This is a genomic window from Planobispora rosea (genome assembly GCF_014648175.1).
Classification (GTDB): Bacteria; Actinomycetota; Actinomycetes; order Streptosporangiales; family Streptosporangiaceae; genus Planobispora; species Planobispora rosea.
In genome coordinates this window covers 104,621-129,827 of record NZ_BMQP01000013.1, presented here as the reverse complement: position 1 = coordinate 129,827, position 25,207 = coordinate 104,621, and the positions used below count along the sequence as shown (strand labels likewise).

Annotated in this window: 24 protein-coding genes; 16 read left to right on the top strand and 8 right to left on the bottom strand. The window is 72.3% G+C overall.

From position 1 onward, the window contains the following. Positions 1-118 precede the first annotated feature (118 nt). Entirely contained in the window at positions 119-280 is a 162-nt protein-coding gene (locus IEZ08_RS15500) for a hypothetical protein (protein ID WP_176728549.1), read from the top strand. Between the two features lie 114 nt (positions 281-394). On the opposite strand, the gene IEZ08_RS15495 is transcribed toward IEZ08_RS15500, so the two are convergent. Then, entirely contained in the window at positions 395-1,360 is a 966-nt protein-coding gene (locus IEZ08_RS15495; protein ID WP_068924438.1) for an acetylxylan esterase, read from the bottom strand. Positions 1,361-1,388: 28 nt separating this feature from the next. On the opposite strand from IEZ08_RS15495, the gene IEZ08_RS40255 reads away from it, so the two are divergent. Continuing rightward, a complete protein-coding gene (locus IEZ08_RS40255) occupies positions 1,389-1,523 on the top strand; it encodes a hypothetical protein (RefSeq protein WP_268249332.1) in 135 nt (44 codons plus the stop codon). Between the two features lie 45 nt (positions 1,524-1,568). Here the strand turns inward: IEZ08_RS40255 and arfA are convergent, their stop codons facing one another. From arfA to mads6, 4 genes are all read right to left on the bottom strand, one after another. Further along, positions 1,569-3,092 (bottom strand): arabinosylfuranosidase ArfA, encoded by a 1,524-nt coding sequence (arfA, locus tag IEZ08_RS15490; protein WP_068924435.1) that lies wholly within the window; start codon positions 3,090-3,092, stop codon positions 1,569-1,571. Positions 3,093-3,263: 171 nt separating this feature from the next. After that, positions 3,264-4,175 (bottom strand): TauD/TfdA dioxygenase family protein, encoded by a 912-nt coding sequence (locus IEZ08_RS15485; protein WP_189242363.1) that lies wholly within the window; start codon positions 4,173-4,175, stop codon positions 3,264-3,266. Beyond that, complete coding sequence (locus tag IEZ08_RS40630) at positions 4,172-4,297, bottom strand: putative leader peptide (protein WP_373294353.1); 126 nt, start codon at positions 4,295-4,297, stop codon at positions 4,172-4,174. Before IEZ08_RS40630 ends, IEZ08_RS15485 begins: the two co-directional genes overlap by 4 nt. Before the next feature lie 125 nt (positions 4,298-4,422). Further along, positions 4,423-5,919 carry a methylation-associated defense system protein kinase MAD6 gene (gene mads6 / locus IEZ08_RS15480; protein WP_084780336.1) on the bottom strand — a complete coding sequence of 499 codons (1,497 nt, stop codon included), beginning with the start codon at positions 5,917-5,919 and terminating at the stop codon, positions 4,423-4,425. 148 nt (positions 5,920-6,067) lie between these two features. Here mads6 and IEZ08_RS15475 point away from each other — a divergent pair, with 148 nt between their 5' ends. From IEZ08_RS15475 to IEZ08_RS15465, 3 genes are all read left to right on the top strand, one after another. Next, complete coding sequence (locus tag IEZ08_RS15475; protein ID WP_068924431.1) at positions 6,068-8,014, top strand: ABC1 kinase family protein; 1,947 nt, start codon at positions 6,068-6,070, stop codon at positions 8,012-8,014. Between the two features lie 188 nt (positions 8,015-8,202). Continuing rightward, positions 8,203-8,604, top strand: coding sequence for a phage holin family protein (locus IEZ08_RS15470; RefSeq protein WP_068924429.1), 402 nt, complete (start codon positions 8,203-8,205; stop codon positions 8,602-8,604). Then, the gene (locus IEZ08_RS15465; protein ID WP_068924427.1) at positions 8,601-9,383 is read left to right on the top strand and encodes a DUF3618 domain-containing protein; all 783 of its coding nucleotides are present in this window, start codon (positions 8,601-8,603) and stop codon (positions 9,381-9,383) included. The genes IEZ08_RS15470 and IEZ08_RS15465 overlap by 4 nt, the downstream gene beginning before the upstream one ends. A 208-nt stretch (positions 9,384-9,591) precedes the next feature. On the opposite strand, the gene IEZ08_RS15460 is transcribed toward IEZ08_RS15465, so the two are convergent. After that, a complete protein-coding gene (locus tag IEZ08_RS15460) occupies positions 9,592-10,563 on the bottom strand; it encodes a GlxA family transcriptional regulator (protein ID WP_084780334.1) in 972 nt (323 codons plus the stop codon). Between the two features lie 72 nt (positions 10,564-10,635). On the opposite strand from IEZ08_RS15460, the gene IEZ08_RS15455 reads away from it, so the two are divergent. The 10 genes from IEZ08_RS15455 (at position 10,636) to IEZ08_RS15410 (ending at position 21,413) form a co-directional block, all read left to right on the top strand. Continuing rightward, on the top strand, positions 10,636-11,841 hold the full coding sequence (locus IEZ08_RS15455; RefSeq protein ID WP_068924423.1) for an MFS transporter: 1,206 nt from the start codon (positions 10,636-10,638) through the stop codon (positions 11,839-11,841). A gap of 218 nt (positions 11,842-12,059) precedes the next feature. Then, a complete protein-coding gene (locus IEZ08_RS15450) occupies positions 12,060-12,557 on the top strand; it encodes a MaoC family dehydratase (RefSeq protein ID WP_068924422.1) in 498 nt (165 codons plus the stop codon). 12 nt (positions 12,558-12,569) lie between these two features. Continuing rightward, positions 12,570-13,730, top strand: a complete 1,161-nt coding sequence (locus IEZ08_RS15445; RefSeq protein WP_068924420.1) for an acyl-CoA dehydrogenase family protein — start codon at positions 12,570-12,572, stop codon at positions 13,728-13,730. Positions 13,731-13,829: 99 nt separating this feature from the next. Then, a complete protein-coding gene (locus IEZ08_RS15440) occupies positions 13,830-15,026 on the top strand; it encodes a sensor histidine kinase (RefSeq protein WP_068924418.1) in 1,197 nt (398 codons plus the stop codon). Positions 15,027-15,206: 180 nt separating this feature from the next. Further along, positions 15,207-16,502 (top strand): MFS transporter, encoded by a 1,296-nt coding sequence (locus IEZ08_RS15435; RefSeq protein WP_176728547.1) that lies wholly within the window; start codon positions 15,207-15,209, stop codon positions 16,500-16,502. Between the two features lie 56 nt (positions 16,503-16,558). Continuing rightward, a complete protein-coding gene (locus IEZ08_RS15430; RefSeq protein WP_189242362.1) occupies positions 16,559-17,320 on the top strand; it encodes a LytR/AlgR family response regulator transcription factor in 762 nt (253 codons plus the stop codon). Then, on the top strand, positions 17,317-17,778 hold the full coding sequence (locus IEZ08_RS15425) for a hypothetical protein (RefSeq protein ID WP_203863258.1): 462 nt from the start codon (positions 17,317-17,319) through the stop codon (positions 17,776-17,778). The genes IEZ08_RS15430 and IEZ08_RS15425 overlap by 4 nt, the downstream gene beginning before the upstream one ends. After that, positions 17,775-19,274, top strand: a complete 1,500-nt coding sequence (locus IEZ08_RS15420) for a sodium/solute symporter (RefSeq protein WP_068924416.1) — start codon at positions 17,775-17,777, stop codon at positions 19,272-19,274. The genes IEZ08_RS15425 and IEZ08_RS15420 overlap by 4 nt, the downstream gene beginning before the upstream one ends. 202 nt (positions 19,275-19,476) lie before the next feature. After that, positions 19,477-19,806, top strand: coding sequence for a DUF485 domain-containing protein (locus IEZ08_RS15415; RefSeq protein ID WP_068928931.1), 330 nt, complete (start codon positions 19,477-19,479; stop codon positions 19,804-19,806). Continuing rightward, positions 19,803-21,413 carry a monocarboxylic acid transporter gene (locus tag IEZ08_RS15410; protein ID WP_068924415.1) on the top strand — a complete coding sequence of 537 codons (1,611 nt, stop codon included), beginning with the start codon at positions 19,803-19,805 and terminating at the stop codon, positions 21,411-21,413. The genes IEZ08_RS15415 and IEZ08_RS15410 overlap by 4 nt, the downstream gene beginning before the upstream one ends. Positions 21,414-21,485: 72 nt before the next feature. On the opposite strand, the gene IEZ08_RS15405 is transcribed toward IEZ08_RS15410, so the two are convergent. Next, positions 21,486-22,409, bottom strand: coding sequence for an aldo/keto reductase (locus IEZ08_RS15405; protein WP_068924414.1), 924 nt, complete (start codon positions 22,407-22,409; stop codon positions 21,486-21,488). A gap of 102 nt (positions 22,410-22,511) precedes the next feature. Between IEZ08_RS15405 and IEZ08_RS15400 the strand changes: the two genes are divergently transcribed. Then, positions 22,512-23,576: an alpha/beta hydrolase gene (locus IEZ08_RS15400; RefSeq protein ID WP_068924413.1), complete on the top strand. Its 1,065-nt coding sequence runs from the start codon at positions 22,512-22,514 to the stop codon at positions 23,574-23,576. 75 nt (positions 23,577-23,651) lie between these two features. Here the strand turns inward: IEZ08_RS15400 and IEZ08_RS15395 are convergent, their stop codons facing one another. After that, the gene (locus IEZ08_RS15395; RefSeq protein WP_189242361.1) at positions 23,652-25,190 is read right to left on the bottom strand and encodes a WS/DGAT/MGAT family O-acyltransferase; all 1,539 of its coding nucleotides are present in this window, start codon (positions 25,188-25,190) and stop codon (positions 23,652-23,654) included. Positions 25,191-25,207 lie beyond the last annotated feature (17 nt).

Below are 25,207 nucleotides of genomic sequence, written 5' to 3'. Positions count from 1 at the left end.
CGGCGCCGGACGGGGTGCGGCGCCGGACGGGGTGGGTGACGGCGCCGTGGCGTGGCCGGGCCGCTGATTGGACCGGGATCCGCGGGGTAGCCATTCCTTCACAGACGATGGAGGAGACATGGCATCCCTGATATCCCGCGTCCGCGCCTACCTGAGCACTCCGCAGGGGCGCAGGAACCTCGAGAAGGCCAAGACGATGGCGCGCGACCCGCGCAACCAGCAGAGGGCGCGGTCCCTGCTGGCCCGGCTGACGGGCAAGCGGTCCCGGCCCCGTTACTGAGGCCCCGGCCCCGTTACCGAGGCCCCGGCTCCGTCGCCGCGCTCCCGGCCCCGATGATCAGAGGACCCCGCCCCGGCGCTCAGGCCGGGGCGGTCCTCAGCGGCCCGGGCGTTCTCAGCGGAGCTTGGCGGCCACGGCGAGCTGCTCGGCCACCTGCGCCGAGCCGCCGCCCTCATGGCCGTTGTACGGCCAGACACGGATGTCCTTCGGCCCGGCGTAGTGGTTGTAGGCCGCGAACACCGTCGAGGGCGGGGTGACCCCGTCGCGCAGGGCGACGGAGAACAGCGCCGGCGTCGTGCCGCGCGCGGCGAAGTTCAGCCCGTCGAAGTAGTCCAGGGTGGCGAAGACCTCCTCCACCCGGTGCCGCTGGGCGGTGAAGAACCGGGCCAGCTCCGCGTACGGCTCGGCATCGGTGATCTCGGTGGCGCGCCGGATGTGGGTCATGAACGGCACGTCGATGAAGGCGTGGAGCAGGTCCGGCACGAGCGCGCCGACCGCCATCGCGATGCCGCCGCCCTGGCTGCCGCCGGAGACGACGATCCGGGAGGGGTCCACCAGCGGGTGGGAGCGGGCGGCCTCCACGGCGCGCACGGCGTCGGTGTAGAGCCGCCGGTAGTAGTAGTCCTCGGGGGAGGAGACGCCCTGGGTGAGCCGCCCGGGCGCGGAGGGCCCGCCGGCGGCGGCCGGGTCGGGGGTGTCGCCGTGCCGGTTGCCGGACCCCTGGCCGCGCGAGTCCATCACGAACGTGGCCCAGCCCGCGCTCGGCCACAGCAGCCAGTCGTGCGGGAAACCGCGCCCGCCGTTGTAGCCGATGTACTGCACCACGCACGGCAGCGGCCCGGAGTCCTCCCGCGCCGGGGTCAGCAGCCAGCCGCGGACGGGGTGTCCGCCGAAGCCGGCGAAGGTCGCGTCGGCACAGCGCACCTCGGCCAGGCCGGTCTCCACCTCGGTGAAGACGGCGCCGAGATCGTGTTCGCGGGCCTCGGACAGGGTCCACTTCCAGAACTCGTCGAAGTCCGCGGGCTCCCGGCGGGCCGGAAGGTACTCGCGGAGCTGGTCGAGCGGCATGTCGACGAACAAAATGATCTCCTCGGGGGACGGTGCCGGATTGAAACGTTATTCTCCATCGGCCGCCGACGTGGGCCGGGTGCTCCCCGGCGTCTCGATGATCCAGGCGCACAGCAGGATCGCCGCCTGCGCCGCGGAGCTCGCCCTCGCCGGAGACAGGATCCCCTTCGCGTGACCCCCGCCCGGAGCGGGTGGGGGGACGGCTCCCGGCGGCCGGCGATCAGCTGCCGAGGCGGATGACGTTCCAGGACAGGGGCGGCAGCACGGCTCGGAGCCGGCCGCCGTCCAGCGTGGCCGCGCCGGCCCCGTCCAGCGTGCGGGGCCGTACCCGGTCGGGGTTCTCGCGGGTGTTCTCCGCGTGCCGGTCGTCGTCGGCGAGCACCTCGTGGGAGAGCACCCGGAGCCCGCCCGGGGCACCGCCCGGGGCGTTCAGGGCCCGCACGTCCACCGTCAGCTCCATCGGCGCGTCCAGCGCGCGGTTGACGGCGAAGACCGTGATCGTTCCGCTCTCCCCGTCCCGCACGGCCGTCGCGTGCAGCAGCGGCGCCTCGCCGTACTTGGCGGTCTCGGCGACGGGGGAGACGGGCTCGACCCGCAGCACCTCGCCGCGGCCGTACCGGGCGGCCTGGGCGAACGGGTAGAAGATCGTCTGGCGCCAGGCCGGGCCGCCGGGCTCGGTCATGATCGGTGCGATCACGTTGACCAGCTGGGCCTGGCAGGCGATCTTGACCCGGTCCGCGTGCCGGAGCAGGGCGATCAGCATGCCGCCCACGGCCACCGCGTCGGTGAGCGAGTAGACGTTCTCCAGCAGCCTGGGCGCGTGCTCCCAGGGCCGGGCCTCCTCCTCCACCGGCCGCATGTACCAGACGTTCCACTCGTCGAACGACAGGTTGATCCGCTTGGGCCGCTTCAGCTTCGCCCGGACGTGGTCGCAGGTGGCCACCACGTCCTCGATGAACGCCTCCATCGCCGAGCCGGAGGCCAGGAAGCTCGCCGGGTCCTCGTCCTCCTCCCGGTAGTAGGCGTGCAGCGAGACGTGGTCGACGTCGTCGTAGGCCGCCTCCAGGACCTCGGCCTCCCACGCGCCGAAGGTCGGCATGTCGTGGTGGGAGCTGCCGCAGACCACCAGCTCGAGGCCCGGGTCGATCATCCGCATGGCCCGGGCGGTGGCCGAGGCGAGTCTCCCGTAGTCGGCGGCGGGCCGGTGCCCGATCTGCCAGGAGCCGTCCATCTCGTTGCCCAGGCACCACAGCCGGATGCCGTACGGCTCCGCCGCGCCGTGCTCGGCCCGCAGGTCGGACAGGTGCGTGCCGCCCGGGTGGTTGGCGTACTCCAGCAGGTCGCAGGCCTCCTGCACGCCGCGGGTGCCGAGGTTGACCGCCATCATCGGCTCGACCCCGGCCTCGCGCGCCCAGGCGGCGAACTCGCCCAGGCCGAACGCGTTGGTCTCGATCGACCGCCAGGCGGGCTCCAGCCGTACCCGGCGGTGCGGGCCGACGCCGTCCTCCCAGCGGTGGCCGGAGACGAAGTTGCCGCCCGGATAACGCACGACCGTGACGCCCAGCTCACGTACCAGCTCCAGCACGTCGCGACGGAGGCCGTGCTCGTCGGCGGACGGGTGACCGGGCTCGTGGACGCCGGTGTAGACGCAGCGGCCCAGGTGCTCGACGAACGAGCCGAACAGCCGGGGGTCGACGGCTCCGATGGAGAAGGCGGGATCGAGGGTGAAGGAGGCGTGGTGCATGGGCGCCCTTCCGGGGGAGAGGTGGTGACACGATCATTAAAACGTGTCACCACCCCACACGCCACACCCGTGAGATGAAACATCCCTCTTCACAGGGATGTCATATATTATCTGGTATATATCCGGAGCACCCCTCCTCACGCGTTGTTAAAACGTTTTTTGTGAAGCGGGTCAGGCAGCGATGGGAGAGTAGGCGGCGGCGTCACCGGCCAGCACGGAGCTGGGCCGGCCGTCCACACCGACGGGGATGTCTCCGGCGATGGTGACGCGGTGCAGGCGGCGCGGCCGGTCGCCGAAGTCGTGCACGACCCGGTGCTGCGTGGCGCGGTTGTCCCAGACGGCCACGTCGCCCGGCGCCCACCGCCAGCGCACGGTGTTCTCCACCGCCGTGACCTCCTCCTGGATCAACCGGATGATCGACGCCGAGGCCGAGGTGGACAGGCCCGCCAGCCGCCGGGCGAAGTCGCCCAGCAGGATCGACCGCTCCCCGGTCTCGGGGTGCACCCGCACGACGGGGTGCTCGGTCTCGAAGACGGTGGAGGAGAAGACCTCGGCGTAGGCCCGGGCCCGCTCCGGGTTCTCCGAGGCGGCGACGCGCGCGTAGTCGAACTGGTTGGTGTGTACGGCGCGCAGCCGGTCCGCCAGGTCGCGCAGCTCCGCCGGGAGGTACTCGTAGGCGGTGACGGTGTTGGCCCACAGGGTGTCGCCGCCCGCCGGGGGCACGGTGATCGCGCGCAGCACGGAGGCCGCGGGCGGCCGGTCGACGAAGGTGACGTCGGTGTGCCAGCGGTCGACCTTCTGCCCGCCGCTGTAGTCGAGGTCCAGGATGTGGGCCCTGCCGTCGAGGGCGGGCACGGTCGGGTGGGCGGTGGTCAGCTCGCCGAGCAGCCGGGCGAAGGCCGTCTGGCCGTCCTCGTCGAGGTGCTCCTGGCCGCGGAAGAAGACCACCTTGTGGGTGAGCAGGGCCAGGCGGATCTCGGCGGCCACGTCGGCGGGCAGGTCGCCGCCGAGCCGCACGCCGGCGATCTCGGCGCCGATCCGGCCGGTGATGGGAGTGATGGACAGAGAGGTCGAGGAGGTCATGGCTGGTGAGGTCCTTCCGGAGTCGGGGCGGGGATCTGCGACTGGAAGGGGCGACACAGCGCGCTGGCCACGCGACAGAGGTCCACGTGACCGCGGGTGGTCAACATAACCGCGTTCGTCACGTTCTCAACGTAGGACGGCCGGCGAGTAAAGTCAACACAATTGGTAGGTAATTAGGGTTTTATGGAGCGGGGCCGTGCCGGGCACCGGCCGGTACGGCCCCGCCAGGACGTCCGGGCCGGTGTCGTCAGCCGTCGCCGGAGCCGCGGCGGAAGATCCTGCGGAACCTGTCGAGACGTCCGGGCTCCCGCCGTACGGGCGACTCCGGCACCGGGCTGACCGGAGCCGGGGCCGGGAACGGCGCGGCGTCCGGGGGCGGGCCGCCGCGGGCCCGGAGCAGGGCGGCGAGGGCCTCGGCGGCGGAGGGCCGCTTGGCGGGCGTGTCGTCGCGCATGCGGCGCAGCAGGTCCATCACCTCGGGCGCGACGCCGTCCGCCGTCCCGTCGGCGGGCTCGGCGTCCGGGCCGGCGGGCGGCAGGGAGCCGGTCAGCAGCTGGAAGGCGATCACCCCGGCCGCGTAGACGTCGGAGGCCGGGGTCATCAGGTCGGGCCGGGCGCGGCACTCGGGGGCCACGTAGTGGGTGTCGAGCACGTTGGGCAGTTCGTTGACCACCGTGTGCGGGCGGGATCCGGGCTTGGCGTAGTCGAAGCCGGTCAGCATCGCGTGGCCGCCCTCGGCCACCAGCACGCACGCGGGGGTGAGCGCCCGGTGGATGACGTTGTTGGCGTGGACGTGGGCGAGCCCGCGCAGCATGTCCTCGACCACGGCGAGCCGCGTCCCGGCCGGGAGCGCGGGCCGGCCGGACGCCCCCGGATGGGAGGGCAGGTGCAGGTGCAGGGCCTGGCCGTGCACGTCGTCCAGGACGAGCACGAACCGGCTCTCGTCGTCGACGGCGAAGAAGTCGCGGGAGCGGACGACGCACGGGTGCGGCGGGATCCTGGTCAGGGCCTGGTAGGCGTTGGTGATCAGCCGCCGCTCGGCCTCCCGGGGCCCCTCCTCGGCCAGCGGGTCGGCCCGGTACACCCGCAGCAGCACGGTCTCGCCGCCCCGGACCGTCGCGTTGACCGCGCGGTACTCGGTGACCCGGGCGTCGCCGCCGAGCTCCTCCTCGACCTCCCAGTTGCCGAACCGGGGCGGCGCGGTCGAGCGCCGCACGCTGCCGTTCAGCGCCTCGATGATCGCGGTCCGGTACGGCGCGACGTCGGTGGTGCAGCCGCGCCGTACCCGTGAGACGTCGCCCAGCGTGCCGATCAGGCCCGCCAGGTCGGTGACGTGCCGGGAGTCGCGCCCGGCCGGGTCGACCAGTTCGGCGTCGGGGCCGGTCAGCACGACGACGCTGTCGACGTAGACCCGCTCCAGCTCGCGGCGCTCGCCCACGAGCACGCCCTTGAGCGCCCGCCCGTTGCCCCGCAGCTTGGTCACCGGGGACCCGAACGCGCCGCGCCGCGCCGGGAACCACCGCGTCCCCGAGACCTCGATCCGGCCGCGCGTCCCCTTGACGTCGATGACGCACAACGAGTGGCCGGTCAGCACGACCAGGTCGACCTCGAAGACGTCGCCGTCCCTCGGGACCTCGATGTTGTGCAGCAGCAGCCAGTCGCCGGGCGCGTTGTCCCGCAGGTGCGCGATGACCCGTCGCTCGGCGTCGTTGACCGGGCGTCCGCCACCGACGATCTGTGCCATCCGAGCGCGCCGCCTCTCTCACCGGCCCCCGGGGCCGCACGGTCCTCAACGGAACAAGGGTCTCATCCTTGCGCGAATTCCGCGCCCGTGCCGCCGGGGGCGGAATGATCTAGTCTGACCGCCGTTGCCCACGACGAGACGGGATGCCATGGACTTCACGCTGACGGTCGTCCTCCTGGTGACGGTCGCCGTGCTGCTGACCGGGTTCGCGGTGGCCGCCCGGCGGCTGCTCGACCTGAGGTTCGGGCTGGTCCGCACGCTGCTGGCCGGAGCCCTCGTGCTCGCCATCGGCGGGCCGCTCATGCGGGCGTTCGCCGGGGCCGTCGATCCGGGCGATCCCGGGATCACCCCGCTCTGGTTCCTGATCCTGGCGGTCGTCTGCGCGCTGCTGGCCGGGATGGTGGTCCTGGTGGTGGCCGAGGTGCTGGTGCCGCCGGGCTCGGTCCCCGGGCCGCTGGAGCTGGTCAGGGGAGTACGGCGGCGGCTGGTCAGGTCGCGCCGCTACCTGGCGATCACCCGGATCCTGGTCCGGCACGGACTGGGCCCCTACCTCCGCGGGCGCGACCCGGCCCTCGGCGGTCCCTCCGGCCGGACACGGCTGGCCCGGTCGCTGCGCGAGGCCCTGGACGACGGCGGCGTCACCTTCGTCAAGCTCGGCCAGATCCTGTCCACCCGGAGCGACCTGCTGCCCCCCGAGTTCGTCGAGGAGCTGCGGCTGCTGCAGGACCGGGTGGCCGCCGCGCCGTGGGCGGAGGTCGAGCCGGTGCTCACCGCCGAGCTCGGCGGGCCGGTGACGGAGGTGTTCGCCGCGTTCGAACGGGAACCCCTCGCGGCGGCCTCGATCGCGCAGGTCTACCGGGCCCGGCTGCGGACCGGCGAGGACGTGGTGGTCAAGGTCCAGCGACCGGGGGTCGCCGAGGTGGTGGAGCGGGACCTCGACATCGTGGCCCGGCTGGCCCGGTCGCTGGAGCGGCGGACCCGCTGGGGCCGGACGCTCGGCGTGGTGGAACTGTCCCGCGGGTTCGCCGAGGCGCTCCGGGAGGAGCTCGACTTCCGCGTCGAGAGCACGAACATGGCCGCGGTGGCGGCGGCCTCCGCCGGCGAGCCGGTCGTGGTCCCCGCGCCCCGCCCCGAGCTGTCCGGGCGGCGGGTGCTCGTCATGGAGCGGCTGGAGGGCGTCTCCCTCGGCGGGGCCGTACCGGAGGGGACCGACCGGGCCCGGCTCGCCGGGACCCTGCTCGACACGCTGCTCCGCCAGATCATGCTGCACGGGATCTTCCACGCCGACCCCCATCCGGGCAACCTCATGCTGCTCACCGACGGCCGCCTGGCCCTGCTGGACTTCGGCTCGGTCGGCAGGCTCGACGCCTCGCTCCGCGGGGCGCTGCAGCGCCTGCTGCTGGCGATGGACCGGGGTGACCCGCTGGGCGTGAGCGACGCGCTGCTGGAGGTCGTGGCACGGCCCGACGAGATCGACGAGCGCGCGCTGGAGCGCGAGCTCGGCCGTTTCATGGCCCGCCACCTGGTCACCGGCGTCACCCCCGACGCGCAGATGTTCGGCCACCTGTTCCGGATCGTCTCCGGGCACGGGCTGTCCGTCCCGCCGGAGGTGGCGGCGGTGTTCCGGGCGCTGGCGACGCTTGAGGGCACCCTGGCCCGGCTGGCTCCCGGCTTCGACATCGTCGCGGAGGCGCGGTCCTTCTCCGCCCGGCACGTCGCCGAGGGGAGCGGCCCCGGGCGGATCCGGGAGGCCGTCATGGAGGAGGCGCTGCACCTGCTGCCCATGGTGCGGCGGCTGCCCCGCCGGTTGGAGCGGATCGCCGGCGCGGCCGAGCACGGCCGGTTCGGCGTCAACGTGCGGCTGTTCGCCGACGAACGCGACCGGCGGCACGTCACCGGCCTCCTCCACCAGGTGCTGCTCACCGTCCTGGCCGCCACCACGGGGATCATGGCGGCGCTCCTGCTCGGCACCGGCGGCGGCCCGTCCATCACCCCCGACGTCAGCCTCTTCCAGCTGATCGGCTACAACCTGCTGCTGATCAGCGCGATCCTGGGCCTGCGGGTGCTGGTGGTCATCTTCAGGTCGAGCCGCTAGCGAGCCTCGCCGCGCCCCGGACCCCTCCGGCCACGCCGCGTCACCTGATTTCCTGTCCTCCTCCCTCCCCGCTCCGCGCCAGGCCGGGTCGCACTTGCGCGGTCCTCGGGGGGAGCCCGCGCGGCCCGGAGGAGGTTTGCCGTGGCCAGAGCGGGTAAACGCCTACTTCTGTAGGGAGGAGGCGTGTCATGACGCACAGTACGAAGGAGCATCTCTCCACCGCCGAGCTGATCCGGCAGGTCTCGGAGGAGATGTCCCGTCTGGTCAGGGACGAGCTTCGCCTGGCCAAGATCGAGCTCGCGGAGAAGGGGAAGCACGCCGGCATCGGCGCGGGGCTGTTCGGCGGGGCCGGGGTCATCGCCCTGCTGGGGGCCGGATCGATGGTGGCCGCCGTGATCCTGCTGCTCGCCATGGTGATGCCCGCGTGGGCCGCCGCGGCGGTCGTGGGCGCGGTGCTGCTCATCGCGGCCGCTGTCCTCGGGCTCATGGGCAAACGCCAGGTGTCAGAGATGGGCTCGCCGACTCCTGAGCGGACCATCCAGAGCGTCAAGAACGACATCAACGCCGTCAAGGAAAGAGCACACCGATGACCGAGACCGACCCGGGCAGGCACGACCGGGAGCAGACGGAAGCCGGGACGGCCGGTTCCCGCCGGCGGGAGGTCGGCACGCCCGTGCCCGCCGACGAACGCGGTTCGCTGAACCTTCCGCCCAACGATCCGGGCCTGGCGTCCACCGGGTCCGCCGATGCCACCGGGCCGGGAGACGCCGGAACGCCGTCCGATGACCTGGGGATCCCGCGCGAGCAGCGGGACGGGACGTCCCGGCCGACCGGAGTGCCCGCCGGGATGACGGTGGAGGAGGCCGTACGGCGGGACATCGAGGAGACCCGCCGCGAGCTCGGCGACACCGTGGAGGCGCTGGTGCACAAGACCGACGTGAGGAGCCGCGTCCAGCACACCGCCGCCAGCATGGGCGACCAGCTCAAGGAGCGCGTCCAGCACACCGCCGCGAACGTGGGCGACGACCTCAAGCGCATGGGCACGGCCACCACCGCCACCGCCACCGGCCTCGTGGACCGCGTCAAGGGAGCGGCTCCCGAGATGATGGACAAGGTCAGGGACGCCACCCCCACCGAGGTCAGGAACGCGGCGGGACGGGTCTCGGCCGAGGCGGGCAAGCGGCCCGTCGCGACCATGGCCGTGGCGGGCGCGCTCGCGCTGCTCGTGGTCCGCGTCATGCGCCGCCGGAGGATGCGCGGCACCGCCGACGACTCGGGCTCCTTCTTCTGGATGGTGCGCAGCGCCGCCCGTAACCCGCGCGCCGCCCTCGACCCGCGCCCCGCCTTCCGGATCCGGAAGGTCCGGTAGGTGGCGGATCGGAAGGCCCGCCGGAGGAAGAGGGAGGGTTCGCCCGGAGAACCGGAGAACCGATAAGAGCGCCTCTGAGCCCGGTCCGGCGGAATTCCGCCGGACCGGGCTCGGTTCTGCCCGCACCGGCCGTCGGCGGTGCGGTGATCTGCCGGCCGGCGTCGGGTTCCGCCACCGGTCGTGACCGTGGCGGAATCGCGCGGCACCTTCAGTGGAAGGAGCGGCGGTAGGCGGCCGGGGTGGTGCGCAGGGCGGTGTGGAAGCGGCGGCGGAGGTTGACCGCCGAGGAGAGGCCGACGCGGACGGCGATGGTCTCGACGGGCAGGTCGGTCTCCTCCAGCAGGGCGCGGGCGGCGGCCAGGCGGCGTTCCAGCAGCCAGCGGGCGGGTGGGACGCCGAGCTGGTCGGTGAACTGGCGGGTGAGGGTGCGGGGGGAGACGCCCGAGTAGGCGGCCATGTCCTCGACGGTGATCTGGTCGGGCAGGTGCGACAGGAGCCATTCGAGCAGGGGGGCCAGGGAGTCCGGCATGGGGCCGGTGGTGGGCAGCGGAGGGTACTGCCGCTGGCAGCCCTCGCGGTGCGGCCCGGCGGCGAGCTGACGGCCGATGCGCATGGCGTGGGCCGCGCCATGCTCCTGGAGAACCTGGTGGAGGCAGAGGTCGAGGGTGGCGGCCGAGGCCCCGGCGGTGGCGACGTCGCCGTGATCGACGTAGATGACGGTGTCGTCGGGGATGACGCGGGGGTGGCGGGCGGCGAGTTCGGCGGACAGTTCCCAGTGGACGGAGGCGCGGCGGCCGTCCAGGAGGCCCAGGGCGGCGGGGACGAAGATCCCGGCCCAGACGGCGACGATGCGGGCCCCCCGGGCATGGGCACGGGACACCGTGTGCAGTACGGCGGGCGAGGGGATGAGGGTCCAGCTCGCGATGAACACGGTGTCGGCGTCGTCGAGGGCTTCCAGGCCGCGGTCCACCTGAATGGGGCCGCCGAGGGTGGTGGGCAGGGAGCCGGGCTGCTCGGCGCACAGGCTGAAGCTGTAGTGCCGGGCGATGTCCGGGCCGTGGTAGCCGAAGACGGCCGCGGCGGAGGTGATCGGGTAGAGCTCCTGCTCCGGGGCGACCAGGGCGACCACGCGATGCGGGCCGGGGGGGTCTGGGGGCGTTTCCGGGTGGGACGAGGGCATGGCGCGAATGTACCCAATGATGTCATTTGAGACACCGGCGCTCTGATCTGGAAAAATTCAGAATTGGGGTTCATGTGGACGAGGAACTTCACCCTCTATTTCGGGGCCCGCACGATCTCGCTGCTCGGTGACGCGATGATGCCCGTCGCCTCGGCGCTGGCGATCGGGGAGGTCTATGGGATCGCGGGCGTCGGCTACGTGCTCGCGCTCTGGACCGCGTCGGCCGTGCTGGTCATGTTGTTCGGCGGAGTCGTCGCCGACAGGATCGGCGCCCGGCGCCTGATGATCGGCGCGGACGCGGTCAGAGTCGTCACCCAGGGGGTCGTGGCCGTCGCCTTCCTGGACGGCGCTCCGCCGTACGCCCTGTTGCTGGTGACGGCGTTCCTGTCGGGCATGGCCGCCGGGGTGTTCGAACCGGGCGTCAACGGCATGGTCCCCCTGGTCGCCGGTGATCCGCAGCGGGCCAACGCGACGCTGAAGATCGCCGAGGCGGTCACCCATCTGGCGGGTCCCGCACTGGCCGGAGTCCTCATCGTCGTCGCCGGGCCGGTCGTCGTCTACACGGTGGACGCCGCGACCTTCCTGGTCAGCGGCGTGTGCCTGCTGCTGGTGCGGGTCGCCGTCCCCATGCCGGAGCCCTCCGACGTGCTGAGCGACCTGCGCAGGGGCTGGCAGGAGTTCAGGGCCAGGAACTGGATGTGGTCGGTCATCCTGGTCTGGGTCTTCTGGGGCGTTCTGGTGGTCGGGCCGTACGTGCCGCTGTCGTCGCAGGTCATCGGAGCCGACTACGGCTGGGTGATGGCGGCGCTCGGCCTCGGCACGGTGCTGGGCGGGCTGGTGGCGATCAGGCTCAGGCCGCGCAGGCCGCTGGCGGCCGGGGCGGTGGCGCTGAGCGGGTACGTGGCGGTGCCGCTGACGGTCGCGCTGGGGCTGCCGCTGCCGCTGCTGATGGCCGGGCACCTGCTCGGGGGGTGCGCGTGGGCGTTCTGGTCGGTGATGTGGTCGACCAGCGTGCAGACGCAGGTCGCGCCGGACGTGCTGAACCGGGTCAACGCCTACCAGGTGGCCGGGTCGGTCGCGGGCATGGCGGTCGGCCAGGCGCTGGCCGGTCCGGTCACCGCGCTGGTCGAACCGCGCGCCTTCATGCTGGGATCGGCTCTGGTGGCGGTCGGCGTGGTGGCGGCACTGCTGTTGATCAAGCCGGTCAGGCGGCTGGGCCGGGAACCCGGGAAGGCCGGAGACCAGTCGATCCCGGTCCCGGTCGGCGTGCTGACGTAGGCGGCCGTCGTGGCTTCACGCAGATGAAGACCTGGTGAGCGGGTCGGGGCGTCATCCACCTCCCGGAGCAAGGGTGACGCCCCGCCGGCCCCGGCGCGGGCGGCCTCGTTGTAGACCGCGCCGGACGGCGCAGGGTAACGTCCTTCCGGTGGAACAATGTTCCAGTCCGTGCGGCCGAAGCGCCGGGCGGCGCGTGGCCCCACGGCGGAGGGGAAGGCATGCAGTTCGGGCGCACCTATGAGGAGTTCGAGGTCGGCGCGGTCTACAGGCACTGGCCCGGCAAGACGGTGACGGAGTACGACAACCACCTGTTCTGTCTCCTGACCATGAACCACCACCCCGTCCACCTGGACGACAACTACTCGGCGACCACGGACCACGGCCGGAACCTCGTCGTCGGCAACTACGTCTACTCCCTGCTGGTCGGCATGTCCGTCCCGGACGTCTCCGGGAGGGCGATCGCGAATCTTGAGATCGAGTCGCTCAGGCACGTCGCCCCCACGTTCCACGGGGACACGATCTACGGCGAGACGACCGTACTGGAGAAGAGGAGATCGGCCTCGAAGGAAGACCGCGGCATCGTCCTGGTGGAGACCAGGGGCTACAAGCAGGACGGCACCCTGGTCTGCGTCTTCCGCCGCAGGGTGATGGTTCCGACGGAGGCCTACCTGAAGGAACGCGGCGACCAGCCGGGACGCCCCACCCCCCGTGGCTGAAAGGACCCAGTGGTGGACTTCGAGTTGAACGACGAGCAGCGCATGTTCCGCCAGACCCTGCGGGAGTTCGTCGACTCCGAGATCGTGCCGGTCGCCCCGGAGTGGGAGCGGACCGGCCGCTACCCCACCGAGATCGTCGAGCGGTTCAAGGAGCTCGGGCTGTTCGGGATGACGGTCCCGGAGGAGTACGGCGGGCTGGCGCTGGACCGGGTCTCGTTCGCGCTGGTCTTCGAGGAGATCGCGCGGGGCTGGATGGGCGTGGCCGGGGTGCTCGGCTCGCACTCGCTGGCCGCGTGGATGATCGCCCGGCACGGGACCGAGGAGCAGAAGAAGGCCTACCTGCCGGACCTGGCCACCGGCGCCCGCCGTACCGGCATCGCGCTGACCGAGCCGGGCGCGGGAACGGACCTGCAGGGCATCCGGACCCGGGCGGTTCGCGACGGCGACCACTATGTGATCAACGGAACCAAGACGTGGATCACCAACGCCCGTCACGCCGACCCGATGCCCGTCCTGGTCAAGACCTCGATCGCCGAGCCCGCCCACCGGGGCATGTCCCTGCTCCTCGTCGAGGCCGGGACCCCCGGCTACACCGTCAGCCGGGACCTGCCCAAGCTCGGCTACAAGGGCACCGAGACCTGCGAGATCTCCCTGGTGGACGTACGGGTGCCGGTGGCGAACCTGCTCGGCGGGGTCGAGGGCAGGGGGATGCAGCAGGCCCTGTCCGCCTTGGAGCTGGGCCGGGTCAACATCGCCGCCCGCGCCGTCGGCGTCTCCCAGTGCGCCTACGACGCCGCGCTGAACTACGCCCGCGAGCGGCACGCCTTCGGCAAGCCCATCTCCGACTTCCAGGCGATCCAGCTCAAGCTCGCCGACATGGCCACCGAGATCCAGGCGGCCCGGCTGCTGACCTACTGGGCGGCCGTCCGCTCGGAGGCGGGCGCGGTGAACGCCGAGGCCGCGATGGCCAAGTACTTCGCCTCGGAGGTCGCGCTGCGCACCACGATGGAGGCCATGCGCGTCCACGGCGGCTACGGCTACTCCCAGGAGTTCGTGGTCGAGCGTCTCTACCGCGACGCGCCGCTCATGGCCATCGGCGAGGGCACCAACGACGTGCAGCGGATGGTCATCGCCAGAGCCCTCATCTCGGAGGCGGCCAAGGTCGGCTGGTGATCCGGTTCCCGGCCGGAGCGGGACTCCGGCCGGAAGCCGGCCTCCACGGCGGCGGGGCGCGGCCCCGGGATCGGGGGGTGAGCGGATAAGGTCCGGAGCGTGGAACCCGTCGTCGCCGTGCTCCTGGTCGTCGTCCTCGTCGGCGTTCCCGCCCTGGTGCTGTGGCGGGTGCTGCACGGGCGGCGGGACCTGGGCAGCAGCCCGGCCGAGCGGGCCACGTTCGAGACCCTGCACACCGCCTCGCTCGCCGCGCCGCCGTTGCGGGCCGGGCTGACCGAGGCCGGCGCGCAGAAGGCCTCCCGGCACCTGCGCGCGCTGCTCGGCTCCCCGGCCCTGGCGATCACCGACGAGCAGGGGCTGCTGGTCTACGACGGCGAGGGCGACCACCACGCCCACGAGGCGTTCGCCAACGCCGCCCGCACCCTCGCCGACGGCCGCACCCAGGTGCTGGGACCGGAGGCCGTCTCGTGCGACCTGCCCGAGTGCCCGATCCGGTACGCGGTCGTGGTGCCGCTGACCACCGACGGCCGGGTGGTCGGCTCGCTGGCCGCCTACGGCGGCAACGCCTCGGCGGGCCTGGTGCGGGCCGCCCACGAGGTGGCCCGCTGGGTGGACTCCCAGCTGGAGCTCGCCGAGCTGGACCGCTCCCGGACCCGGCTGATGGAGGCCGAGATGCGGGCCCTGCGCGCGCAGATCTCCCCGCATTTCATCTACAACTCGCTGACCACGATCGCGAGCTTCGTCCGCTCCGACCCGGACCGCTCCCGCGAGCTGCTGCTGGACTTCGCCGACTTCACCCGCTACTCCTTCCGCCAGCACGGGGAGTTCACCACGCTCGCCGAGGAGCTGCGCTCCATCGACCGCTACCTCACCCTGGAGCGCGCCCGCTTCGGCGACCAGCTCCAGGTCACGCTCCGGATCGCGCCGGAGGTCCTCGCCGTGGCGGTGCCGTTCCTGTGCCTGCAGCCCCTGGTGGAGAACGCGGTACGGCACGGCCTGGAGAGCAAGCCCGGCGTCGGCCGCATCTCCATCGTCGCCGAGGACGCCGGGTCCGAGTGCCGGATCGGCGTCGAGGACGACGGGGTCGGCATGGACCCCGACCGGCTCCGCCGCATCCTGGCCGGGGACGCCGACGAGCGGTCCGGGACCGGGGGAGTGGGCCTGGCCAACGTGGACGAGCGGCTGCGGCAGGTCTACGGCGACGAGTACGGCCTGGTGGTGGAGACCGGGAAGGGAGCGGGGACGAAGGTCAGCGTCCGGCTGCCCAAGTACCGCCCCGGCGTCTCCGCCCGCTGACCGGCCCCGTCGGCATCCGGCGGGCCCGTGCGCCCGCCGGTCCGCGGTGATCCCGCGCCTGCGGCCGTGACGTCAATGGAGCGCCGGAGGGGCTGTACAACTTTCATGAAGTCCTGTGAAGATCGGAAGTCATGTGAAGGACCGCTGTCCTGTCGTGTGCCTGCCGCCCCCTGGAGGATCATGAGTCTCGGCCGTACGGACGCCCCGGACCCCGCGACCGACCCGAAGAGCGCGACCCCGGCCCCACGGGGGCTGGGACGGCGGTTCTGGACGCTTTTCTCCTCCAGCACCGTCTCCAACCTGAGCGACGGCGTCGGCCGGGTGGCCCTGCCGCTGCTGGCGGTGACCCTCACCCGGGACCCCGTGCTCGTCTCGGCGCTGACGTCGCTCACCTTCCTGCCGTGGCTGCTGTTCGCGATCGTCAGCGGCACCCTGGTGGACCGGGTCGACCGGCGCCGGGCGATGATCGCCGCGCAGCTCACCCGGACCGTGATCGTGGGGATGCTCGCGGTGGCGGTGCTGGCCGATCAGGCGGCGCTGTGGATGCTCTACGCCGCCGCCTTCGCACTCGGCGCCGTCGAAACCGTCTACGACGGCGCGGTGCACTCCGTGACGCCTGTGGTGGTCCGGCGTGACCAGCTGGAGAAAGCCAACGGCCGGGTCGAGGCCGCGGGCGTCGTGGCCGACAACTTCCTCGGCGCCCCGCTGGCCAGCGCGCTGTTCGTGGCCGCCGCCGCGCTGCCGTTCCTGGCGAACTCGCTGCTCTTCCTGCTGGCCGGGGTGCTCCTGCTCTTCCTGCCCGGCCGCTACCGGGCCGAGACGGAGACCGAGCGGCCCGCGAGCCTGCGCGCGGAGATGGCCGAGGGCGTGCGCTGGCTCTGGAACCACCGGCTGCTACGCGGGCTCACCGTGATCGGGGCCCTGATGGGCGCGGTGTTCCAGGGCATCATGGCGGTGATGGTGCTGTTCGTGACGGAGGTGCTGGGGCTGCCCGCCGCCGCGTTCGGTGTGTTCGTGCTGGTCTCCGGGATCGGCGGCATGGTGGGCGGGCTGGTCGTGCCGGTGCTCGTCCGCATGTGGCCGCGGGCCGCGGTCATGAGTGTCGCGCTGACGATCCCGGCGCTCTGCTTCGTCGTCATCGGGGCCCTGCCGTACCCGGTGGCGACGGCGGCCGCACTGACGGTCAGCGTCGGATCGATCATGGTGTGGAACGTGCTGATCATGTCGGTGCGCCAGGCCCTGGTCCCGGCGCACCTGTTCGGCCGGGTGCTGGGAGCGATCCGCACGCTGTTGTGGGGTCTCATGCCGCTCGGCGCGCTGACCGGCGGCCTGGTCGCCGACGCGTTCGGGCTGCGGACCCTCGCGGTGTCCGGAGGGCTCCTGCTGCTGGCGCTCATGGTTCCGCTCGCGCTGACCCTGTACCGTCACCGGGCCCTGCTGCACACGCTGAACAGCTCGGATACTGTTGACACCTGATGTCTGGTTCATCACCCTCTAGGGACTCGGTAGCGAACGGACCCGGAGGAGTAAGCGTGACAGGCCTGCGCGTCCTGGCGGTGGACGACGAACTCCCCGCGCTGGAGGATCTGGCCTACCTGCTCCGCGTCGATCCCCGCATCGGGGAGGTCGCGCTCGCCAGGGACGGCGCCGCGGCGCTGCGCGCCCTGGACCGGGCCATCGCCGACGGGCGGCCGATCGACGCGGTCTTCCTGGACATCCGAATGCGCGGCCTGGACGGGGTGGTACTCGGTAGGCTGCTGTCGCAGTTCGCCAACCCGCCGAGGGTGGTCTTCGTGACCGCCTATGAGGAGCACGCGGTGGACGCCTTCGAGCTCAAGGCGGAGGACTACCTGCTCAAGCCGGTCCGGCCGGAGCGGCTGGCCGAGGCCATCCGCAGGGTGTGCGTCTCGGCCGAGCTGCCGGACGGCGACGGCGCGAGCCGTACCGACCCCGGGACCATCCCGGTCGAACTCGGCGGCGTGACCCGGTTCGTGGCCAGCACCGAGGTCCGCTACGTCGAGGCGCAGGGCGACTACGCCCGCCTGCACACCGCGACCGGCAGCCACCTGGTCCGCATCTCGCTGGCGACGCTGGAGGAGCGCTGGGCCTCGGCCGGCTTCATCCGGGTGCACCGCAGCCACCTGGTCGCGGTCAAGCACATCGACGAGCTGCACATCGACTCCGGACGTTGCGTGGTCCGCATCGGCGAGACCGAGATCCCGGTCAGCCGCCGCCACACGCGCGAGCTGCGCGACCTGCTGGTCCGCCGGGCGCGCAGGGGACGGGCGGAGTGAGCCGGGAACGCGAGCGGCCCCGCAGGGAGAGCGAGCGCCCGCGCAAGGAGAGTGAACGGCCGCGCGGTGAGTGGCTCCGCAAGGAGAGTGAACGGCCGCGCAGGGAGGTGGTGACCAGCCCGCGGACGACGGCCGCCCGTCACTCCCGCTACCCGGCCAGCCGGGAGATCGACGAGCAGACCCGGCTGGGCGAGGTCTACATGCGCTCGCTGGTCCGCACCCAGTTCCGGCTGGCGCTGTTCGTCTGCACGGTGCTCGGCTGCGTGGTCGGCGGGTTGCCGCTGCTGTTCCTGCTCGTGCCGGAGCTGCGCGAGGTCCGGTTGCTGGGGATCCCGCTGCCCTGGGCGGTGCTGGCCGGGCTGATCTACCCGTTCTTCGTGCTCGGGGCCTGGCTCTACGTACGGCAGGCCGAGCGCAACGAGCGCGACTTCGCGGAGCTGGTGGAGCGCGAACGATGAGCACGGCCTACGGCATGACCGCGGTGGTGCTGGTGGTGCTGGCCGCGGTGCTGATCGGGGCGTTCGGCATCCGGCTGTCGCGGACCACCTCCGACTTCTACGTCGCCTCCCGGACCGTCTCCCCGCTGTGGAACGCCTCCGCCATCGGCGGGGAGTACCTGTCGGCGGCGAGTTTCCTGGGCATCGCGGGGCTGATCCTCACCTACGGCGCCGACATGTTGTGGCTGCCGGTCGGCTGGACCGGCGGCTATCTGGTGCTGCTCGTCCTGATCTCCGCGCCGCTGCGCCGCTCGGGCGCCTACACGCTGCCGGACTTCGCCGAGGCGCGGCTGGAGTCGATGGCGGTACGGCGGGTGGCCAGCGTGCTGGTCGTGCTGATCGGCTGGCTCTACCTGATGCCGCAGTTCCAGAGCGCCGGCCTGGTGCTGCGGACCGTCACCGGCGCCCCGGTCTGGGTGGGGGCGCTGCTGGTGGCGGTGGTGGTCGCGGTCAACGTGATGTCCGGCGGCATGCGCTCGATCACGTTCGTGCAGGCCTTCCAGTACTGGCTCAAGCTCACCGCGCTCGCCGTGCCGCTGGTGTTCCTGGTGCTGGCCTGGCGGGCGGACGGATCCCCCGGGCTGAGCGCGCACGACGCGGTCACCTGGGCGCTGCCCCTCTCGGGCGACAGGGAGTACGGCCTCTACTCGACCTACTCGCTGATCCTGGCGACCTTCCTGGGCACCATGGGCCTGCCGCACGTGCTGGTGCGCTTCTACACCAACCCGGACGGCCGGGCCGCCCGCCGTACGACACTGGTGGTGCTGTCCCTGCTCGGCGCGTTCTACCTGCTGCCCGCCCTGTACGGGGCGCTGGGCCGCATCTACGTGCCGGAGCTGGAGGGCAGCGACACGGTGGTGCTGACCCTGCCGGGACGGCTGATCGGGGGAGTGGCGGGAGATCTGCTGACGGCGCTGGTGACGGCGGGCGCGTTCGCGGCGTTCCTGTCCACCTCCTCGGGGCTGACCGTCTCGGTGGCGGGCGTGATCGGGCAGGACCTCCTCAAGGGCGGGGTGCGCTCGTTCCGGACGGCGGCGGTGCTGGCGGTGATCGTGCCGCTGGCCCTGGCCATCGGGGCCCGTACGCTGCCGGTCGCCGACGTGGTGGGCCTGGCCTTCGCGGTGGCCGCCTCGTCGTTCTGCCCGCTGCTGGTGCTCGGTATCTGGTGGCGGAGGCTGACCTCGGCGGGGGCGACGGCCGGGCTGCTCACCGGCGGCGGGCTGGCCTGCGCCGCGGTCCTGACGACGATCGGCGGAGGCCCGCACACCGGCCTGACCGGCGCCCTGCTGGCCCAGCCCGCGGCCTGGACGGTGCCGATCGCCTTCACGGTCATGGTGGTCGTCTCGCTGCTCACCCCGGGCCGCATCCCGCCGGGCGTCGCCCGGACGATGGTCCGCCTGCACACCCCTGAGAACCTCAACCTCGACCGCGGGGACTGGCGGCCCCGCCACACCTGACGCGTCCGACCGGCCGCTCGGCCGCTCGGCGGATCGTGATGGACCGTTCGTCGCACGATAAGGACCTTTCATCGCAAGTGCCACCCAACTGAACGCGGCTCGGCGGCGGCTGGGCGAAGAGTCCGCCCGGAGGTCTCCTCGGCGGGTAGCGTCCCCTCCTACGGTGTTCGTGATCCAGATCACATGCGCGGGAGGTCTCCTCGTGACGACCAGACAACATGACTCATCGGTCTATGAACAGGTACAGGCCAGTGAACGCTTCCAGGAACTGAGGCGTCACTTCCGCTCCTGGACGTTCCCGATGACCGCGGCCTTCCTGGTGTGGTACCTGCTCTATGTGGTGTTGTCCGGCTTCGCACGTGACTTCATGGGCATCAAGGTGCTGGGCAACATCAACGTCGCCTTGATCTTCGGCGTGCTCCAGTTCGTCTCCACGTTCGGGATCGCCTGGGCTTACGCCCGGCACGCGGAGAAGAAGCTCGACCCGATCGCCGACGAGATCCGCCACGAGATCGAGGGAAGGCCGGAATGAGCTCCGAGGCACTGTCCACCGTCCTGTTCCTGCTCTTCGTCGCCGCGACGCTGGGCATCACGTTCTGGGCGAGCCGCCAGACCAAGACGGCCGCCGACTACTACGCCGGAGGCCGGTCCTTCAGCGGCGCGCAGAACGGCCTGGCGATCGGCGGCGACTACATGTCGGCGGCGAGCTTCCTGGGAATCGCCGGTCTCATCGCGCTCTACGGCTACGACGGCTTCCTGTACTCGATCGGCTTCCTGGTCGCCTGGCTGGTGGCGCTGCTGCTGGTCGCGGAGCTGATGCGCAACTCCGGCAAGTTCACCATGGCCGACGTGCTGGCCTTCCGGATGAGCCCGCGCCCGGTCCGCACCGCGGCGGGCGTCTCCACCATCACTGTGTCGATCTTCTATCTGCTGGCCCAGATGGTCGGCGCGGGCGCGCTGGTCGGCCTGCTCCTCGGCATCGAGGGCCCGGCGGCCAAGGCGTGGACGATCGTCGCCGTCGGCATCCTGATGATCGTGTACGTGGTCGTCGGCGGCATGAAGGGCACCACCTGGGTGCAGATCGTCAAGGCCGTGCTGCTCATGGGGGGTGCGACCCTGGTCACGCTGCTGGTGCTGGGCAAGTACGGCTTCAACCTCTCCTCCCTGATGGGAGAGGCCGCCGCGCAGAGCAGCAACCCCACGACCTACACGGGCGGCGGCGGCAGGTACGCCACCGAAGCGCAGGGCCTGGCGGGCAAGCTCGACCTGATCAGCCTGGGCTTGGCCCTGGTGCTCGGCACCGCGGGCCTGCCGCACATCCTGATCCGCTTCTACACCGTGCCCACCGCCAAGGACGCCCGCAAGTCGGTGCTGTGGGGCATCGGCATCATCGGCACCTTCTACCTGCTCACCCTCGTGCTGGGCTTCGGCGCGGCGGCGCTGGTGGGCAGCAAGACGATCGCGGCGCAGGACGCGGCGGGCAACACCGCGGCCCCGCAGCTCGCCCAGGCGATCGGCCAGGCGATCTTCGGCGAGGTGGGCGGAACGATCCTGCTGGCCATCATCGCGGCGGTCGCCTTCGCCACGATCCTGGCGGTCGTCGCCGGCCTGACGCTGGCCTCCAGTTCCTCCTTCGCCCACGACCTGTACGCGCACGTGTTCAAGCGCGGCGACGTCACGGAGAAGGAGGAGGTTCTGGTCGCCCGGATCTCCGCCTTCGTCATCGGCGCGGTCTCCATCGGCCTCGGCATCCTCGCCCAGGGCCAGAACGTGGCCTTCCTGGTCGCACTGGCCTTCGCGGTGGCGGCCTCGGGCAACCTGCCGGCGATCCTCTACAGCCTGTTCTGGAAGAGGTTCAACACCGCGGGCGCGGTCGCGGCCATCTACGGTGGCCTGGTCTCCGCACTCGTCCTGGTGATCTTCTCGCCGGTCGTGTCGGGCAAGGCCACCTCGCTCTTCCCGGACGCGAACTTCGCCTGGTTCCCGCTGAGCAACCCGGGTCTGGTCTCCATCCCGATCGGCTTCCTGGCCGGATGGATCGGCACGAAGCTCAGCAAGGAGTACAACGCGGCCAAGTACGCCGAGATCGAGGTCCGCTCGCTCACCGGCGTCGGCGCCGAGAAGGCGGCCGAGCACTAGAGACGGCAAAGCCGCTGACGATAGAGCGGAGGGCCCCGGCCGGGACAGGCCGGAGCCCTCCGTGCGCCGAGGTCAGCGGGACGCCTCGTCCAGCAGGGTGAGCTCGTCCTCGGTCAGCTCCACCTCGGCGACCGCGAGCAGCGGCCGGAGCTGTTCGACGTTGCGGGCGCTGGCGATCGGCGCGGCCACGGTGGGCTGGGCGGCCAGCCAGGCGAGCGCGATCGTCGCCGGGACGGCGTCGTGGGCGGCGGCGACCTTCTCCAGCGCGTCCAGGACGCGGGGGCCGCGCTCGGTGGCCAGGTACTCGGAGGCCTTGGCCGCGCGCGGGCTGTCGACGTCCGCGCCCGGCCGGTACTTGCCGGTCAGGAAGCCGCGGGCCAGCCCGAAGTACGGCGTGCTGGTCAGCCCGGCTCCGTCCACCACCTCCCGCAGGGCGCCCTCGTAGTCGCGCTCCACCAGGTTGTAGTGCTGCTGAACCACCCCGTAGCGGGCCAGGCCCTCCCGCTCGGAGACGGCCAGCGCCTCGGCCAGCCGGTCGGCCTCGTAGTTGGAGGCGCCGATGTTGCGGATCTTGCCCTCGCGGATCAGCTCGTCGAACGTGCCGAGGGTCTCCTCCAGCGGGATTTCCTCGTCGTCGATGTGCGCCCAGTACAGATCGATGTAGTCGGTCCCCAGGCGGCGGAGCGAGTCTTCCAGGGCCGCGCGGATGTTCGCCGCCGACAGCCCCGGGCGGCTGTCCAGCATGCCGACCTTGGTCGCCAGCACGATCCGGTCGCGGTTGCGGCGGGCGGCCAGCCACTCGCCGACGATCGTCTCCGACTCCCCGCCCACGTGCCCGGGAACCCAGCGGGAGTAGACGTCGGCGGTGTCGATGAAGTTGCCGCCCGCCTCGACGTACGCGTCCAGGACCGCGAAGGAGGCGTCACGGTCGGCGGTCCAGCCGAAGACGTTGCCCCCGAGGCAGAGCGGGAAGAGGTTCAGCTCAGAAAAGCTCATGGGCGCCACTCTATTAGCGAATAGTCACTCACTTTCGGGGCAGCCGCCGAGATCGATGGGACACTATTATGTGCCGCGTCAATAAGACGGTCGGAGGCTCCCATGGCACCCGGTTCACGGCTATCCGGATTCATCGTCGGAGCCGTGGTCGCGGCCGGGCTGTTCGTCCTCGTGGTGGCGGCCACGATCGCGCTGATCGCCAACCAGCGCCACCCCGTCGCCGAGCCGACCCGGCCCCCGGCCTCCGAGCGGCCGGACGGGACCTCCTCCGAGCGGCCGGACGAGAGCTCGCGGCCCCCGGAGCCCCCGAAGGGAGTCGAGGTCGTCAGGGAACGGCGGCTCGGCGAGCGCCGGATGGAGCTGACCCTGCGCTCGGACGCCCTCGGCGACCTCACCACGGTACGGCTGCTGCTGCCCGAGGGCTGGTCCGCGGACTCGGGGAGGACCTGGCCGTCGTTGTGGCTGCTCCACGGCGGCCTGGACGACTACCGGGCCTGGTCGCGATCGGACGCCGAGAAGCTGACCGAGGACGCGCCGGTGATCGTGGTGATGCCCGACGGCGGCCGGTGCGGCAGCTACTCCGACTGGTACAACGGCGGCGACGGCGGCCCGCCCCGCTGGGCCACCTACCACCTGAAGGAGCTGCTGCCGCTGCTGGAGAGCCGCTACGCGGCGAGCGGGGAACGGGCGGTCGCCGGATACTCGATGGGCGGCCAGGGCGCGATGCTCTACGCCGCGACCGGGAAGTTCAAGGCCGCCGCCTCCTTCAGCGGGGCCGTGCACACCCTGCTGCCCGGGGTGGACATCGCCGTGATGCTCGGCACCTCCGCGGGCTGCTTCGGCACCGACTGGAAGCGCATCTGGGGCGACCCGCGCGGCGACCGGCGGGTATGGGAGGAGCACAACCCCTACCACCGGGCGGCCGAGCTCCGGGGCGTCCGCCTCTACGTGGCGGCCGGCGACGGGAGCAAACGGGAGGGCGAGCTCTTCGGCGACATCACCGAGGAACTCGCCCACAAGGCGGCCACCGCGTTCGCGGACCGGCTCAAGGAGCTCGGCATCCCCGTCGAGACGCATTTCTACGCGGGCCGCCACAACATGACCTACTGGAACAGGGAACTGCGCCGGGCCCTGCCCATGCTCCTGGAGGCGGTCGGGGCCCGCTGACCCCCAGGACGGCGGCCGTCCGCCCGGGTCGTCCGTCCGAGGCCGTACGTTCGGGCCGGGGCCGAGGCCGTACGTTCAGGCCGGGACCGGGACCGGGACCGGGGCCGCGGCCGCCGGGCGCGGCCCGGCCCGTCCGACGCGCCCGGCGGAGGGCGGCGCGGTCCCCGTGGCCTGTTCCGTGAGGGTCAGCAGCTCGTCCATCGCCTCCTGGATGTGCCCCATCAGCCGCCAGGCGTCCTCCAGCCGGTCCGGGCAGGAGACGATGCCGAAGTCGAGCGAGCCGTCGTAGGAGAAGCAGGTGATGTTGACCCCGCCGCTCGCGTCGGTCAGCACCGACATCGGATAGTAGGCCAGCACCCGGGCCCCGCACAGGTACAGGGGGAACTGCGGTCCCGGCACGTTGGAGACGAGCAGGTTGACCGGGGGCGCGGCCATCGAGGCCAGCCGGAGGACGACGGAGGTCGCCAGCGCGGTCACCGCCGCGGGCACCATCGACGACAGCTCGCTCGGCCAGGTGGCGGGGGAGCGCGCGAAGCGCCGCTTGGCCGCGCGCATCGTCTCACCCGCGATCCGCAGGCGTTCCAGGGGGCAGGCGACGTCCGTCGGCATCGGAGTGATCATGGCGGAGAGCTGGTTGCCCACCACCTCCCGGGCGCTCGCCCTACGGACCGCGACCGGGACCGCGGCGATCAGCGGCCGGTCCGGCAGCGCGCCGCGATCGAGGAGCCAGGAGCGCAGCGCCGACGCGCACAGCGTCATGACCACGTCGTTGACGCTGATCCCGGAGGACCTGGCCACCCACCTGACGTCGGCCAGCGGGATCGAGCCGTAGGAGAAGCGCCGCCGGGCGCTGATGGGGCCGTTGAACGGGGTGCGCGGGGCAGACAACGAGGGCGCCGGCGGCAGGTCCCGGCCGTCGCCGGAGAGCCTGCGGGCCGCGGCGGCCACCGTCCGGGCCCCGGGCAGAGTGGCGATCACCGGGACCACGTCGAGGTCGGCCACCGTCCGGCCGAGGGAGCGCAGCACCCGCGCCGGATGGGCCGCCGACCGGGTCACGGCACCGGCGAGCATCCCGGCGAGCCCGGGAGCGACGGTCGGCGGGTGCTCCTGCGGGGGCTCGACCGCGCGCGGCTCGGGGGTGAGGTCCAGCAGCGCGGTCAGGGTCTCGGCGCCCGACACGCCGTCGACGGCGCAGTGGTGGACCTTGGCGTAGAGGGCGGTCCTGCCCCCGGTCAGGCCGTGGATCAGGTGCATCTCCCAGAGCGGGCGGCCGCGGTCCAGCCGCCGCTCGTGGATGGCGGCGACCGCCTCGGCGAGCTGGGCCTCGTCGCCGGGCATCGGCAGGACCGTCTCGTGCACGTGGTCGGCGACGTCGAAGGCGCGGTCCTCCGTCCAGTACGGATGGTCGAGGCCGAGCGGCACGTCCGCCAGGCGCATGCTCAGCGCGGGGACCAGGTGCAGCCGCCGGCGGAGCAGCCCGACCAGGGCCTCCCGCGTGACCACGCCCGTGGAAGCGCAGGCCGGGTCCAGGATCGCCACCCCCGCGACGTGGGCGGTGGTGGTCGCCGATTCGGCGTGAAGGAACTGCGCGTCGAGCGGGGTCAGCTGGCGCATCTCTGAACCTCCTGCGG